The following is a 14,178-nucleotide window of genomic DNA, read 5'->3' on the forward strand; positions in this document are numbered from 1 at the left end:
GGGACGCGTACCAGCATGGCGGCGAATGCCATTGACCAGACCCGGCGGATGCTGTCGCTCGTGACGTACCTGCGGGAGCGCCCGGGGGCGCACATCGCGGACGTCGCGCGCGCGTTCGGGATCACGGAGGACGAGCTGATCTCGGACCTCGACGTGCTCCCGATGTGCGGGACCAGCTTCCGGGGCGGGGACCTGCTCGACATCGACACGGACGGGGAGCGCATCTGGTGGCGCAATCCCGATGCGTCGGGGGAGTCCACGGCGGAGCCGTTGCGGCTGGCCGCCGACGAGGCGACCGCGCTGCTGGTGGCGGCGCGGGCGGTGGCGACCCTGCCGGGGCTGCGGGAGAGCGACCGGGACGCGCTGCTGCGGGCCACCGCGAAGCTGGAGGCGGCGGCCGGCGAGGCGGCCGGGGCCAGTGCCCGGCTGTCGGTGACCTTCGAGTCGGAGGGCGGGGTCTTCGCGGACGTCGACCGGGCGATCTCGGAGCGCCGCCGGCTGTGGCTGCGCTACTACTCGCCGGCCCGGGACGAGCTGACCGAGCGGACGGTGGACCCGATCCGGCTGTTCGCGGTCGGCCACACGTACCTGGAGGGGTGGTGCCACCTGTCGGAGGCGCGCCGCACCTTCCGGCTGGACCGGGTGGCCGAGATCCGGCTGCTCGACGAGCGGGCCGAGCCGCCGGCGATCGAGCCGCGGGACCTGTCCGAGGGGCTGGTGCAGCCGGCCGCCGAGGACCCGGAGGTCGTCGTGGAGGTCGGGCCGGGCGGCCGCTGGGTGGCCGAGTACTACCCGCACGACAGCGCCCGGGAGCTGCCGGACGGCGGCCTGCGGATCGCGCTGCGCACCCCGGAGCCGGCGTCGCTGCGCCGGCTGGCGCTGCGGCTGGGCCGGGACGGCCGGATCGTGGCGCCGCAGGAGCTGGCGGAGAGCGCCGCCCGGGCGGCCCGCGAGGCGCTGGAGGCGTACGACCTGCCGCAGCAGCGGGAGGCGGAGGACGGTCAAGGGGTCCGGGGCTGAAGGGGGCGGCGGGCATGGCGCGGAGAGAGTCGGGGAAGCAGGGGCTGTCCGCGGTGGTGGGGGAGGTCCTGTTCAAGGCCGCCTGCCCGGACTGCCGGGCCCGGTTCGAGCTGGCGGCGGGTGCCCTGCGGCTGGCCATCGGCGGCAGCAGGCGCTCGACGTTCTACTCGTTCACCTGCCCCGAGTGCGGGGTGGCGGTCCGCAAGCCGGCGGGGGAGCGGATCGTGGAGCTGCTGACCGGGGGCGGGGTCCGGACGCTGCGCAGCGTGTAGGACGGCTCCGGGCCGTGGCCGCGGGTGCCGGCTCCCGCGGTCGCGGCACTAGGCTGCGGGCATGCTGTGGCCGATGATCGCAATCGTGTTGGGGTTCCTGGGGCTGGTCGTGCTGGCCGTGCCCGCGGTGCGGGTGTTCGTGGAGGTGCGCAGGCTGTCGCTCCAGGTGGCCGAGTCGAGCCGCCGGATCAGCAGCGCCGCAGGTGAGCTGGAGGATGCCGCCACCGGGCTGGCCGCGTCGGGAGAGATGATCAGGACGGCCGGTACGCAATCGTGAGGACGCCGGGGGATTGCCGGGCGTTCACACCCCCGGGTTACGATCCTTGGCAGACGCGATCGGCGGGCGGCAGCCCGGCCGGCCGCAGCAACCAGCTCCAGCCGCCTCGGTGAGAAGGAAGCCACACATGATCGGCAATCTGAAGCCCCTCGAGATCGTTCTGATCATCGCTGTCATCCTGCTGCTGTTCGGTGCCAAGAAGCTGCCGGAGATGGCCCGTTCCCTCGGCAAGTCGGCCCGCATCCTCAAGAGCGAGGCCAAGGCCATGAAGAAGGACGACGAGCCGGCTGCCGACGCGCCCGCCGAGCAGTCCGCGCCGCAGGCCGCCCCGAAGACCATCCAGGCCGCGCCCGGAGACGTCACCAGCGCCCGCCCGGTGAGCGAGCCCGGCCGCACCACGCAGGGCTGACCAGGCCGTCCGCTCCACCCCGCTGTTGACCACTGCACGAGACGAGGGACGTGGGTTGCTCAAGTCTGCCCGCAAGCAGGAGAAGCAGGAGAAGGACGCCGAGGGGCGGATGCCCCTCGCCGAGCACCTGCGCGAGCTGCGAAACCGCCTGCTGAAGTCGGTCCTGGCGATCCTGGTGATCACGGTCGCCGCCGCGTTCTTCTACAAGGACCTCATCGACTTCATGCTGAAGCCGATGCTGGACTCCGTCGGCTGCACCCAGGGTGTGGTCAAGCAGGTCAACGGCCGGCCCTGTGCCGACATGACCGTCAACGGCCTCATCGCGCCGTTCTCGATCGCCCTCAAGGTGTCCCTCGCGGCCGGTGTGGTGCTGTCCGCGCCGGTGTGGCTGTACCAGCTGTGGGCCTTCGTGGCCCCGGGCCTGCACGGCCACGAGAAGCGGTACGCGATCAGCTTCGTGGCGGTCGGCGCCCCGCTGTTCCTCGGCGGCGCGGTGCTGGCGTACACGATCCTCCCGCAGACGGCCCAGATCCTGCTGGAGTTCACCCCGGAGAACGCCCGCAACCTGCTGCCGGTCGACGACTACCTCGACCTCGTGACCCGCATGGTCGTGGTGTTCGGCCTGGCCTTCGAGCTGCCGCTGCTGCTGATCCTGCTGAACGTCACCGGGGTGCTCACCGCGAAGCGGCTGGGCGGCTGGTGGCGCGGGTTCGTGCTCGGCATCACGGTCTTCGCCGCGTTCGCGACGCCCACCGGCGACCCGCTGACCATGCTGGCGCTGGCCGGGCCGATCGTGGCCCTGTACTTCGCCGCCCTCGCGATCTGCTGGCTCAACGACCGGCGGCGCGCGCGCGGCAACCCGGACGCCGGCCTCGACGACGACGAGGCCTCGGACCTGGACCTGACCCCGTCGGACATCGGCGGCGCCGAGCGGGTCGGGGCGCCCTCCCCGCTCCCCGAGCAGGCCGACGGCGGCCGGCACCGGATCAACGGCTACGACGACGCCACCTGAGCCGCGGCGGGCGGCCGGGCCGGAGCGCCGGGCCCCGCGGGTGTTCCCGCGGGTCCGGCGGGGTACCCATCTCAGTCATCCGCAGGCGGGCCGCATGCCCGCCGCGGGACGGGTCCTGACCGGCAAATAAAGATCGCGCCCGCTGTCAGAGGGGGCGGGTAGGCTCGGAGACAAGATGACAGAGGACCTCTCCCCCGCCGAGCGGTACGCCGCTGCCCGGATCCGCGCCGCCGAGGAGGCCACTGCCCTGGCCCCCTTCCGCGAGATGTACGAATTCGGTCTGGACCCGTTCCAGATCGAGGCGTGCAAGGCGCTGGAAGCCGGCAAGGGCGTGCTCGTGGCCGCACCGACCGGGTCGGGCAAGACGATCGTCGGCGAGTTCGCCGTACACCTGGCCCTGACGCAGGGCCGCAAATGCTTCTACACCACGCCCATCAAGGCGCTGTCCAACCAGAAGTACGCCGACCTGGTCAAGCGCTACGGCGCCGCCAAGGTCGGCCTGCTGACCGGCGACAACAGCGTCAACTCCGAGGCGCCGATCGTGGTCATGACCACCGAGGTGCTGCGGAACATGCTGTACGCGGGCTCGCAGTCGCTGCTGGGTCTGGGCTACGTGGTGATGGACGAGGTGCACTACCTCTCCGACCGGTTCCGCGGCGCCGTCTGGGAGGAAGTGATCATCCACCTCCCCGAGTCGGTGACCCTGGTGTCGCTCTCCGCGACCGTCTCCAACGCCGAGGAGTTCGGCGACTGGCTGGACACCGTCCGCGGCGACACCCAGGTGATCGTCTCCGAGGAGCGGCCGGTCCCGCTGTGGCAGCACGTCATGGCCGGCCGGCGGATCTACGACCTGTTCGAGGAGGAGAGCGACCACGGCGGCCGCGGCTCCGCCCGCCGCGAGGTCAACCCCGATCTGCTGCGCATGGCGCGCATGGAGAACAGCCGTACGTACAACCCGCGGGACCGGCGGCGCGGCAAGATGGTCCGGGAGGCCGACCGGGAGCGGGAGCGCCGCTCGCGCAGCCGGATCTGGACCCCGGGCCGTCCCGAGGTCATCGAGCGCCTCGACAACGAGGGGCTGCTGCCCGCCATCACCTTCATCTTCAGCCGGGCCGGCTGCGAGGCCGCCGTCCAGCAGTGCCTGTACGCGGGCCTGCGGCTCAACGACGACGAGGCGCGCGCGAAGGTCCGCGAGATCGTCGAGGAGCGGACCGCCTCCATCCCGGCCGAAGACCTGCACGTCCTCGGGTACTTCGAGTGGCTGGAGGGCCTGGAGCGGGGCATCGCCGCGCACCACGCGGGCATGCTGCCGACCTTCAAGGAGGTCGTCGAGGAGCTGTTCGTCCGCGGGCTGGTCAAGGCGGTGTTCGCCACCGAGACGCTGGCGCTGGGCATCAACATGCCCGCGCGCACGGTGATCCTGGAGAAGCTGGTCAAGTGGAACGGCGAGCAGCACGCGGACATCACCCCCGGTGAGTACACGCAGCTGACCGGCCGGGCCGGGCGCCGCGGCATCGACGTCGAGGGCCACGCGGTGGTGCTCTGGCAGCGCGGGATGGACCCGGGCGCGCTCGCGGGCCTCGCGGGCACCCGTACGTATCCGCTGCGCTCCAGCTTCCGGCCGTCGTACAACATGGCCGTGAACCTGGTGCAGCAGTTCGGGCGGCACCGCTCGCGCGAGCTGCTGGAGACCTCGTTCGCGCAGTTCCAGGCGGACCGCTCGGTGGTCGGCATCTCCCGGCAGGTCCAGCGCAACGAGGAGGGCCTGGAGGGCTACCGGGAGGGCATGACCTGCCACCTGGGGAACTTCGAGGAGTACGCGCAGCTGCGCCGGGACCTCAAGGACCGGGAGACGGATCTGGCCAAGCAGGGTGCGGCGCAGCGCCGGGCGCAGGCGGCGGCCTCGCTGGAACGGCTGAAGCCGGGTGACGTCATCCACGTGCCGACCGGCAAGTTCGCGGGTCTGGCGCTGGTGCTGGACCCGGGCGTGCCGGCCGGGCGGTCCAACGGGCACCGCGGGTTCGAGTACCAGGAGGGCCCGCGCCCGCTGGTGCTGACGGCGGAGCGGCAGGTCAAGCGGCTCGCGTCGATCGACTTCCCGGTGCCGGTGGAGGTGCTGGAGCGGATGCGCATCCCGAAGTCCTTCAACCCGAAGTCCCCGCAGTCGAGGCGTGATCTGGCGTCGGCGCTGCGGACCAAGGCCGGGCACATCGTGCCGGACCGGCACCGGCCGGGCCGGGCGGCCGCGGCGGACGACCGGCAGATCGCGCGGCTGCGCACCGAGCTGCGGGCGCACCCGTGCCACGGCTGCGACGAGCGCGAGGACCACGCCCGCTGGGCGGAGCGCTACCACCGGCTGCAGCGGGACACCAGGCAGCTGGAGCGGCGGATCGAGGGGCGGACGAACACGATCGCCCGGACCTTCGACCGGATCCACGCGCTGCTGACCGAGCTGGACTACCTGCGCGAGGACGAGGTCACCGAGCACGGCAGGCGGCTGGCCCGGCTGTACGGCGAGCTGGACCTGCTGGCGTCGGAGTGCCTGCGGGCGGGCATCTGGGAGGGTCTGAGCCCGGCCGAGCTGGCCGCGTGCGTGTCCGCGCTGGTCTTCGAGGCGCGGCAGTCCGACGACGCGGTGGCGCCGAAGGTGCCGGGCGGCGCGGCGAAGGTCGCGCTGGGCGAGATGGTGCGGATCTGGGGGCGGCTGGACGCCCTGGAGGAGGAGCACCGGATCAACCAGGCCGAGGGCGTCGGGCAGCGCGAGCCCGACCTCGGGTTCGCGTGGGCGGCCTACCAGTGGGCGTCGGACAAGAGCCTGGACGAGGTGCTGCGCGAGGCGGAGATGCCGGCCGGCGACTTCGTGCGCTGGTGCAAGCAGGTCATCGACGTGCTCGGGCAGATCGCGGCGGCCGCGCCGGGTGCGGGCGGCAGCACCGTGGCGCGCAACGCGCGCAAGGCGGTGGACGCGCTGCTGCGGGGCGTGGTGGCGTACAGCTCGGTGGGCTAGAGACCGGCCCGCCCCCACCTGTGTTCCGGCCCCCGGCTTGGAGTTTCCTCCGAGCCGGGGGCCGTGCTGATGTGGTCTGCATGCATGATCGGATCCGGCCGTGCTGTGCGACGATCTGGCGATGGGGACGACAGGCCGCCGGGTGGGGCGCCCGCGGGCGGACCGGCTGCGGCCGGAGAGCGGGCTGACGCCGCGGGAGGAGCTTCTCGGGGCGGCGGCCGAGCTGTTCGCGCTGCGCGGGTACGCGGCGACCACCACCCGGGCGGTGGCGGAGCGGGCCGGGATGCGGCAGGCGACGATGTACCACTACTTCGGCGGCAAGGAGGAACTCCTCGCCGAACTCCTGGAGTCGACGGTCGCGCCCTCGCTGCGGCTGGCCCGCCGGCTGCTCGGGGAGGGGCACCGGACGGCCGAGCGGCGGCTGTGGGAGCTGTGCCGGGCGGACGTCCTGCTGTTGTGCGGCGGGCCGCACAACCTGGGGGCGCTGTACCTGCTGCCGGAGGTGCGCGGTGAGCGGTTCGCCGGATTCCGGCGCATGCACCGGGAGTTGAAGCGGGCGTACGGGCGGCTGCTGGCGCAGACCGGGCCGGCCGCCGGGCTCGGCCGGCCCGAACTGGAACTGCGCGGCGACCTGGTGTTCGGGCTGATCGAGGGCGTGGTGCTGATCCGCGACGCGGACCCGCTGCGGGCGGTGGGCCCGTTCGCGGAGGCCACCGCCGATGCGGCACTGCGGATCGCGGGGGTGCCGGCGGGGCGGGAACGGGATGGCTCGGCGGCCGACGCCCGAGGCGCGTCGGCCTAAGGTGCGTCCGGGGGCCAGGCGGCCAGGGTGCGGGTGCTTTCGAAGCGGTGGGCCCGGCCGGTGACCGGGTCGGTGAACTCCAGGCGGCGGGCCAGGAGCTGGAGCGGGCGCGTGTAGTCGTCCGGGGCCGGGTCGGTGACCTCGGGGTAGACGGGGTCGCCGAGGATGGGGATGCCGAGGGCGTTCATGTGGACGCGCAGCTGGTGGGTGCGGCCGGTGTGCGGGAGCAGCCGGTAGTGGCCCAGTCCGGCGCGGTGACCGAGGAGTTCGATGCGGCTGGCCGCGTTCGGCGGGCCGGGGACCTCGGTGGCCGCCATCACCCCGCGGACCTTCTCGATCCGGCTGTGGACGGTGCGCGGCAGGGTCGCCGCGAGCTCCTCGTCGTGGCGGGCGACGGCCTCGTACTCCTTGTGGACCGCCTTGGCCTGGAACAGCTTCTGGTACGCGCCGCGGTCCTCGGGGCGGACCGTGAACATGACCAGCCCGGCGGTCAGCCGGTCCAGCCGGTGCGCCGGGCTCAGGTGGGGCAGGCCGAGGTCGCGGCGGAGCCGGGCCAGGGCGGTCTCCGTGACGTGGCTGCCGCGCGGGGTGGTGGCGAGGAAGTGCGGCTTGTCGGCCACCACCAGGTGCTCGTCCCGGTGGACGAGGACGACGGGGAAGGGGACTTCGGGCTCCGGCGGCAGTTCGCGGTGGAACCACACGAACGCGCCCGGGGCGTACGGCTCTCCGGCGTGCCGGGGGCGTCCGTCGGCCCCGACGATCCCGCCCGAGTCGAGCAGTCCGGCGATGGCCGCCGCGCCGGCCCCGCCCGCGTACCGGTCGTGCAGGAACGCTCCGAGCGTCTCCCAGGTGCCGTCGACGGGCAGCCGCAGGCGTACGGGGTCGATCCCGTGCAGCTGGGGGAGGGGGGACGGGGGCGGAGTGGGGCGGCGTCGCACCGGGTCACTGTACGCGGCGCGGGGTGAGGGGGAGGGCTGGGCCGGGGCTCTGCCGCAGGCCGGAGCCGGTGCCCGGCCGGGTGGCCGGGGCCCCTTGGCGGGGCCCCGGGCCGGTCAGGCGGCGTCCGGCTGCTCCTGCTCGGCCTCGACCTGGGCGTTCCAGTCGCGCTTGATCGCGCGCCAGCCCTCGTCGGTCTGGCCGAGGCGCCAGTAGCCGGAGATGGAGAGGCGCTCGCGCGGGACGGCGCGGTCGATGCGGAGGTGGCGGCGGAGGTCCTTCACGAAGCCGGCCTCGCCGTGGACGAAGACGTGCGGGGTGCCGGCCGGGAAGTCGAGGCCGGTCACGGCCTGCTGGAGGAGTTCGCCGACCGGGCGGTCGCCTCGGTGCAGCCAGACCGGGGCGATCCCGTCGGCCGTGATGATCTTGATTTCCTCCTCGGGTCCGGAGACCTCGATGAAGGCGTGGACGTGCGCGCCCGCGGGGATCCGCTCCAGGGCGGCCGCGATCGCCGGCAGGGCGCTCTCGTCACCGGCCAGCAGGTGCCAGTCGGCGGCCGGGTCCGGGGCGTACCCGCCGCCGGGGCCGAGGAAGTACACCTGCTCGCCGGGCTGCACCCGGGCCGCCCACGGGCCGCCGACGCCCTCGTCGCCGTGCACGACGAGGTCGACGGTCATCTCCAGGTGGGCCGGGTCCCAGGAGCGCACGGTGTACGCGCGGTTGCGCGGCCACTGCTCGCGGGGGAAGGCGGCGCGGATCTCGTCCAGGTCCCAGGGCTCCGGGTAGACGGCGCCCTCGGCCGCGAAGAGGATCTTGATGTAGTGGTCGGTGAAATCGCCCGCCCCGAACCCGGCCAGCTCCTCACCGCCCAGGACGAGCCGCACCATGTGCGGCGTCAGGCGCTCGGTGCGCAGGACGCGGGCGGTGCCGACCTTGCGGGCGGGTGCTTCTGCCACGGTTCTCCCCTGATCCCCTGGATGCTCCGGCGGTCACCGGAATACTTAGGCAAGCCTAAGTTAACACCTTCAGTGCTGAAGAGTGGAGAGCAGCCGCCCCACGGCTCCACCCAGTCCCCACCGGTGCGCGAGCGCATCGAGGGCCGCCGGGTCCGCCGGCGCGGACGGCAGCGCCGGGTCGAAGGCCGGCAGCGGCACGTCCGCGGCCACCTGGACCACCTTCGGCGCCACCGCCACGTAGGGCCGGGCCTCGTCCAGCCGCCGCCGCTGCGCCGGGGTCAGCTTCGAAGCCGGGTCGTCCACCGCGGCCATGATCCCGGCCAGGTCCCCGTACGCGTCCAGCAGCTTCGCCGCCGTCTTCTCGCCGATGCCCGGCACCCCGGGCAGGCCGTCGCTCGGGTCGCCGCGCAGCAGCGCCAGGTCCGCGTACCCCGGCCCGTCCACGCCGTACTTCTCCCGCAGCACCGCCTCGTCCGTCAGCTGGAGGGTGCCCACACCCTTGATCGGGTACAGCACCCGGATCCCGCGCGCGTCGTCGACCAGCTGGTAGAGGTCGCGGTCGCCGGTGACGATGTCCACCGGGCCGGCGGACCGCGCGGTGAGAGTGCCGATCACGTCGTCCGCCTCGTAGGCCTCGGCACCCACCCGGGCGATGCCGAAGGCGTCGAGCACCGCCTCGATCACCGGGATCTGCGGCAGCAGGGTGTCGGGGGTCTCCTCCTCGTCCGGCCCGGCCGGCGTCTCCACCGCCACCCGGTGCGCCTTGTACGTGGGGATCAGCTCGACCCGCCAGTGCGGCCGCCAGTCCGCGTCCATGCAGGCCACCAGGTCGTCGGGGCGGTGGTCCTGAACCAGCCGGGTGATGAAGTCCAGCAGGCCGCGCACGGCGTTGACCGGCGTCCCGTCGGGCGCCCGGACCGAGTCCGGGACCCCGAAGTACGCGCGGTAGTAGAGGGAAGCGGTGTCGAGGAGCATCAGGCGTCGGGTCACACCCAGGATCATGCCTCACGCCACTGACGGTGACCGGCCGGGCGCGGACGTTCACCGGGGGCGTAGCGCGGCTCTGCCGTGGGCGCGAAACCTGGTGCCGAAGCTGCGTAAGGTGCTTACAGCACACCGATGTGCCGGGACAAGGGGAGGGCAGCCCCGCCATGGACCACACGGACGGCGATCACGCCAGGGACGCCAGGGACGGCAGGGACTCCCGGGATGACCGGGACGACAAGGAGAAAGACCGGGAGAAGGACGCGAAGGAGCCGCTGCGGGTCGGCGTGGCCGTGCGCAAGCGGCGCCGGGCGCTCCAGCTGACGCTGGCCGCGGTGTCGGCGCGCAGCGGCCTGTCGGTGCCGTTCCTGAGCCAGATAGAGAACGAGCGGGCCCGCCCCAGCATGCGCTCCCTCGAACGGGTCGCGGACGCGCTGGAGACCACCGCGGTCGAACTCCTGGCGGCTTCCGACACCACCCGGACCGTGGACCTGGTGCGCGCCGACGACACGTCCGGCCTCGCGCCGGCCGCCGGGGTGCGGCCGCTGGTCCGCGGTCACCACCAGCTGCACGCGCTGGAGTTCACCGGCGAACAGGACGCGGGCCGCGAGTACCAGCACCGCAACGACGAGCTGATGTACGTGGTCTCCGGCGCCTGCCAGGTCGAGGCCGAGGGCCGGGCCTACCGCCTGGAGAGCGGGGACGCGCTGTTCCTGTCCGGCGGGGTGCGGCACCGGTGGCGGGCCGCGACCGAGGACACCCGGATCCTCGTGGTCGCCGTCGGTGACCACATCGAGGCCACCGCCGAACCGCCGGGCCGCTGATGCGGGTCGTCTCCCTGGTGCCCTCGCTGACCGAGGCGGTCGCCGAGACCGCGCCGGGGCTGCTGGTGGGCGCCACCGACTGGTGCAGCCACCCCGCGGACCTGGACGCCGTACGGATCGGCGGCACCAAGAACCCGGACGTGCCGGCGATCGCCGCACTCCGGCCCGACCTGGTGCTCGCGAACGAGGAGGAGAACCGGGAGCCGGACCTGGCCGCCCTGCGGGATGCCGGGCTGCGGGTGCTGGTCACCGAGGTGCGCGACCTGCCGCAGGCCTTCCGGGAGCTGCACCGGGTGCTCGTCGACGGCTGCGGGCTGGACCGGCCGCGCTGGCTGGACGAGGCGGAGACCGCCTGGGCCGCCGTCCGGCCGGGCCCGCCCCGGTCGGCGGTGGTGCCGGTGTGGCGGCGGCCGTGGATGGTGCTCGGCCGGGACACGTTCGCCGGAGACCTGCTGGCCCGGCTGGGGGTGCGCAACGTGTACGCGGACCACGCGGAGCGGTATCCGCGGGTGCCGGCGGCGGAGGCGGCCGCGCACGGCTGCGACCTGGTGGTGCTGCCCGACGAGCCGTACGCGTTCTCCGCCGGCGACGGGCCGGAGGCCTTTCCGGGGCTGCCCGCGGCGCTGGTCAGCGGCCGGCACCTGACCTGGTACGGGCCTTCGTTGCGGGAGGCGCCGGAGGTGCTGGGGGCGGCGCTGAGCGGGGCGGCGGGTCGGGGGTGACGCTTTCGGGACTCCGCCCCGGACCCCGCGCCTCAGACTCCCCCAGTCCCAGGGGGCTGGGAGGTGCCCCCTGGCGGGGCCGGATTCTGCCCCGGCTCGGCGGTCGGCAGGCGGGGGCCGCGTACGCTGCGGGGATGCGCCTCGTACGACGTTCCGCCCTGTCCGCTCTCGTGCTCGGTGCCGTGCTGCTGACCGGTGCGTGCGCCGGGTCCGAGGAGGCGGCGCCGCAGCCGGCGGAGCCGGCGTCCACGGCCACGCTGCGGGGAGTCCCCCACGAGGCGTGGAACCTGGAACAGCCGGCTCCGGGAACACCGGGCACGCCGTAGCGGTCAGGCAGCCGCCGGGACGCTGCGGACGGGGGCCGGGGCGGCGAGGAGGCGGCCGCCGGCCAGGCCGCGCAGGGTGTGGAAGGCGGCGGCCAGCCAGGCGGTCACCAGGACCGCGAACAGGGCGGCGGCCAGCCACTGGAAGGCGATCAGCCCGGTGTGCCGGGCCAGGCCCTCGGCACCGGTGACACAGGTGCCCACCGGGAAGGTGAACGCCCACCAGGTCATCGCGAAGCCCATGCCGTCCCGGGCGGCCCGGACCACCAGGGCGGCGGCCAGGGCCAGCCACAGCAGGGCGAAACCGATCACGGGGACGCCGTAGACCACGGCGAAGGCGCTCAGGGCGTGGGCGTACGAGGCGTCGACGGCGCCGGCGGCCTGGTCGGCGAGCTGGTTGACTGCGGTCACCGACTGGCCCAGCGGGCCCAGCACCAGGAACAGGGTCGGGGTCAGTGCCAGGGGCAGCGGGTCGCCGGTCAGCAGCCGGCCGAAGATCAGCGGCAGCATCAGCAGGGTGGCCAGCAGGCTGATCCCGAACATCGCGTAGCAGGCCAGCAGCAGGGCCTCGCGGGCCTGGCCGGCGGCCAGGTGGGGGATGAGCAGCGGGCCGACGGCGGCCGAGACCATGGGGGCGACCACGGGCAGCAGCCACACGGGGGTGGCGGAGCCGGGGGCGAGCCGGTGCCGGGTGACCATCAGGAACGGTATGGCCACGGCGGCGGCCAGGCCGATGGCGGTGCCGGCGGTGAACAGGACGGCGTCCACGGCCACCGCGGCCGGGGTGCCGATGAGGTCGCGGCCGACGGTGAGGGTGCCGGCGCCGACCGCGAGCAGAGCCATCGACAGGCAGCCGTAGAAGGGGGCGACGGCCGGGTCCAGCAGGTGGGCGCGGGCCTGGTCGCGGTGGCACAGCCAGTGGCCGGCCCGGGCGGTCAGCAGGACCGCGAGGGCGAGCGCGGACAGCGCCCAGATCAGCTCGCAGGCGGCCCGGAGGCCGGGGAACTCGTACGGGAGGGAGGCGCCCGCGTTGGCGATGATCGCCGTGCCCATGACGGAGGCGTACCAGTTCGGGCCCAGGTGCCGCAGCGCCGGGAGGCGGCGGGCGGGGGCGGGTTCGGTACGGGTCCGGGGGTGCCGGATGGCGGGTTCGGTGTGTGTGAGCGGGGCCATGGGTCCAGCGTCCGCCGGGGGAACGGCGGCCAGTAGAGGTGATCTTCCTATGGGCTCATAAACTGGACTTATGAGCACAGTGCCCCACAGTCCGCCGCCCGAGGCCCCGCTGTCCCACCGGGTCCCCGACCTCGGGGCCCTGGAGCTGCTGCTGGCGGTGGCCCGGCTGGGCAGCCTGGGGGCGGCCGCCCGGCAGCTCGGCATCACCCAGCCGGCGGCCAGCGCCCGGATCCGGGCGCTGGAGGTACGGCTCGGGGTGGCGCTCGTGGACCGGTCGCCGCGCGGGTCGACCCTCACCGCGGAGGGGGCGCTGGTCACGGACTGGGCGCGGCCCGTGGTGGAGGCGGCGGAGGCGTTCGACGCGGCGGCGCAGGCGCTGCGGGGGCGGCGGGATTCGCGGCTGCGGGTCGCCGCGAGCATGACGATCGCCGAGTACCTGCTTCCGGGGTGGCTGGTGGCGCTGCGGGGGGAGCGGCCCGGGACGGCGGTGTCGCTGCACGCCGGGAACTCGGCGGCGGTGGCCGAGCGGGTGCTGGCGCACGAGGACGACCTCGGCTTCGTGGAGGGGCTGCGGGTGCCGGACGGGCTGGACTCGGTGGTGATCGCCCACGACCGGCTGGTGGTGGCGGTCGCGCCGGGGCATCCGTGGGCGCGGCGGCGGTCCGGGGTGCCGGTGGCCGAGCTGGCGGCGATGCCGTTGATCCTGCGGGAGCAGGGGTCGGGGACGCGGCAGGTGCTGGATGCGGCGCTGGCGGGGTACGGGGGGCTGGCGGCGCCGCTGCTGGAGCTGGCCTCCACGACCGCGGTCAAGGCGGCGGCGGTGTCGGGGGCGGGGCCGTGCGTGCTGAGTGAGCTGGCGCTCGGGGCGGAGCTGGGGGCTCGGCAGCTTGTCGCCGTGCCGGTGCTCGGCGCGGCGTTGGAGCGGGCGCTTCGGGCCGTCTGGCCTGCCGGTACCCGTCCCTCGGGCCCGGCCCGGGACCTCCTCTCCCTGACCCGCCGCACCTCCTGACCGGGGCCACCGCCCCGGACCCGGCGGGGCCCTCTCCGCTGCTGCGGGGCATCGCCGCCTCCGCGGGGCGAAACCCGGCCCCGCCGGCGCGCTTGAGACCCTGCGGGGGCAAATCCAGCCTCGCCGGCGTTTGAGGCGCGGGTCGGGGTGGAGCCCGGGGGGCTGGCGCCGCCACCCCCAGCCTCGCCGGCGTTTGAGGCGGGGGTCGGGGTGGAGCCCGGGGGGCTGGCGCCGCCACCCCCAGCCTCGCCGGCGTTTGAGGCGCGGGTCCGGGCGGAGCCCGGTGCCCGGCGCCAGCCGGGTTGCAGTTCTGGGGGGGGGGGGCGCCCCCCCCCCCCCCCCCCCCCCCGGGGGGGGGGGGGGGGGGGGGGGGGGCCCCCCCCCCCCAAGAAGGGCAACCCGGCCGGCGCCGGGCACCGGGCTCCGCCCGAACCCGCTCCTCAAACGCCGGA

At 74.6% G+C, this 14,178-nt stretch carries 15 protein-coding genes; 11 read left to right on the forward strand and 4 right to left on the reverse strand.

Annotation, left to right across the window (positions count from 1 at the left end; genetic code table 11):
• Positions 1 to 15: 15 nt before the first annotated feature.
• From LG634_RS16540 to LG634_RS16570, 7 genes are all read left to right on the forward strand, one after another.
• The gene (locus tag LG634_RS16540) at positions 16 to 1,020 is read left to right on the forward strand and encodes a helix-turn-helix transcriptional regulator (RefSeq protein WP_226734583.1); all 1,005 of its coding nucleotides are present in this window, start codon (positions 16 to 18) and stop codon (positions 1,018 to 1,020) included.
• 14 nt (positions 1,021 to 1,034) lie between these two features.
• Positions 1,035 to 1,292: a CpXC domain-containing protein gene (locus LG634_RS16545; RefSeq protein WP_226734584.1), complete on the forward strand. Its 258-nt coding sequence runs from the start codon at positions 1,035 to 1,037 to the stop codon at positions 1,290 to 1,292.
• Positions 1,293 to 1,353: 61 nt separating this feature from the next.
• Positions 1,354 to 1,569, forward strand: coding sequence for a hypothetical protein (locus LG634_RS16550; RefSeq protein ID WP_226734585.1), 216 nt, complete (start codon positions 1,354 to 1,356; stop codon positions 1,567 to 1,569).
• Between the two features lie 127 nt (positions 1,570 to 1,696).
• Entirely contained in the window at positions 1,697 to 1,978 is a 282-nt protein-coding gene (gene tatA, locus LG634_RS16555) for a Sec-independent protein translocase subunit TatA (protein ID WP_226734586.1), read from the forward strand.
• A 55-nt stretch (positions 1,979 to 2,033) separates the two neighbouring features.
• Positions 2,034 to 2,990, forward strand: a complete 957-nt coding sequence (gene tatC / locus LG634_RS16560) for a twin-arginine translocase subunit TatC (RefSeq protein WP_226734587.1) — start codon at positions 2,034 to 2,036, stop codon at positions 2,988 to 2,990.
• A gap of 175 nt (positions 2,991 to 3,165) precedes the next feature.
• Complete coding sequence (locus LG634_RS16565; protein WP_226734588.1) at positions 3,166 to 5,997, forward strand: DEAD/DEAH box helicase; 2,832 nt, start codon at positions 3,166 to 3,168, stop codon at positions 5,995 to 5,997.
• A 121-nt stretch (positions 5,998 to 6,118) separates the two neighbouring features.
• The gene (locus LG634_RS16570) at positions 6,119 to 6,799 is read left to right on the forward strand and encodes a TetR/AcrR family transcriptional regulator (RefSeq protein ID WP_226734589.1); all 681 of its coding nucleotides are present in this window, start codon (positions 6,119 to 6,121) and stop codon (positions 6,797 to 6,799) included.
• On the opposite strand, the gene LG634_RS16575 is transcribed toward LG634_RS16570, so the two are convergent.
• From LG634_RS16575 to LG634_RS16585, 3 genes are all read right to left on the reverse strand, one after another.
• The gene (locus LG634_RS16575) at positions 6,796 to 7,737 is read right to left on the reverse strand and encodes a pseudouridine synthase (protein ID WP_226734590.1); all 942 of its coding nucleotides are present in this window, start codon (positions 7,735 to 7,737) and stop codon (positions 6,796 to 6,798) included. The genes LG634_RS16570 and LG634_RS16575 overlap by 4 nt on opposite strands.
• Positions 7,738 to 7,851: 114 nt before the next feature.
• Positions 7,852 to 8,691, reverse strand: a complete 840-nt coding sequence (locus tag LG634_RS16580; protein ID WP_226734591.1) for a siderophore-interacting protein — start codon at positions 8,689 to 8,691, stop codon at positions 7,852 to 7,854.
• A gap of 69 nt (positions 8,692 to 8,760) precedes the next feature.
• Positions 8,761 to 9,666 carry a 5'-3' exonuclease gene (locus LG634_RS16585; protein ID WP_226734602.1) on the reverse strand — a complete coding sequence of 302 codons (906 nt, stop codon included), beginning with the start codon at positions 9,664 to 9,666 and terminating at the stop codon, positions 8,761 to 8,763.
• A 176-nt stretch (positions 9,667 to 9,842) separates the two neighbouring features.
• On the opposite strand from LG634_RS16585, the gene LG634_RS16590 reads away from it, so the two are divergent.
• From LG634_RS16590 to LG634_RS16600, 3 genes are all read left to right on the forward strand, one after another.
• The gene (locus LG634_RS16590) at positions 9,843 to 10,499 is read left to right on the forward strand and encodes a helix-turn-helix domain-containing protein (RefSeq protein WP_226734592.1); all 657 of its coding nucleotides are present in this window, start codon (positions 9,843 to 9,845) and stop codon (positions 10,497 to 10,499) included.
• Positions 10,499 to 11,221, forward strand: coding sequence for a helical backbone metal receptor (locus LG634_RS16595; protein WP_226734593.1), 723 nt, complete (start codon positions 10,499 to 10,501; stop codon positions 11,219 to 11,221). The genes LG634_RS16590 and LG634_RS16595 overlap by 1 nt, the downstream gene beginning before the upstream one ends.
• Positions 11,222 to 11,355: 134 nt before the next feature.
• A complete protein-coding gene (locus LG634_RS16600; RefSeq protein WP_226734594.1) occupies positions 11,356 to 11,547 on the forward strand; it encodes a hypothetical protein in 192 nt (63 codons plus the stop codon).
• 3 nt (positions 11,548 to 11,550) lie between these two features.
• Here LG634_RS16600 and LG634_RS16605 read toward each other — a convergent pair whose 3' ends face one another.
• On the reverse strand, positions 11,551 to 12,717 hold the full coding sequence (locus tag LG634_RS16605; RefSeq protein WP_226734595.1) for a TDT family transporter: 1,167 nt from the start codon (positions 12,715 to 12,717) through the stop codon (positions 11,551 to 11,553).
• Between the two features lie 70 nt (positions 12,718 to 12,787).
• Here LG634_RS16605 and LG634_RS16610 point away from each other — a divergent pair, with 70 nt between their 5' ends.
• The gene (locus LG634_RS16610; RefSeq protein ID WP_226734596.1) at positions 12,788 to 13,726 is read left to right on the forward strand and encodes a LysR family transcriptional regulator; all 939 of its coding nucleotides are present in this window, start codon (positions 12,788 to 12,790) and stop codon (positions 13,724 to 13,726) included.
• Positions 13,727 to 14,178: the final 452 nt, after the last annotated feature.

It is taken from the genome of Streptomyces bambusae (genome assembly GCF_020532645.1).
Taxonomy (GTDB): Bacteria; Actinomycetota; Actinomycetes; order Streptomycetales; family Streptomycetaceae; genus Streptomyces; species Streptomyces bambusae.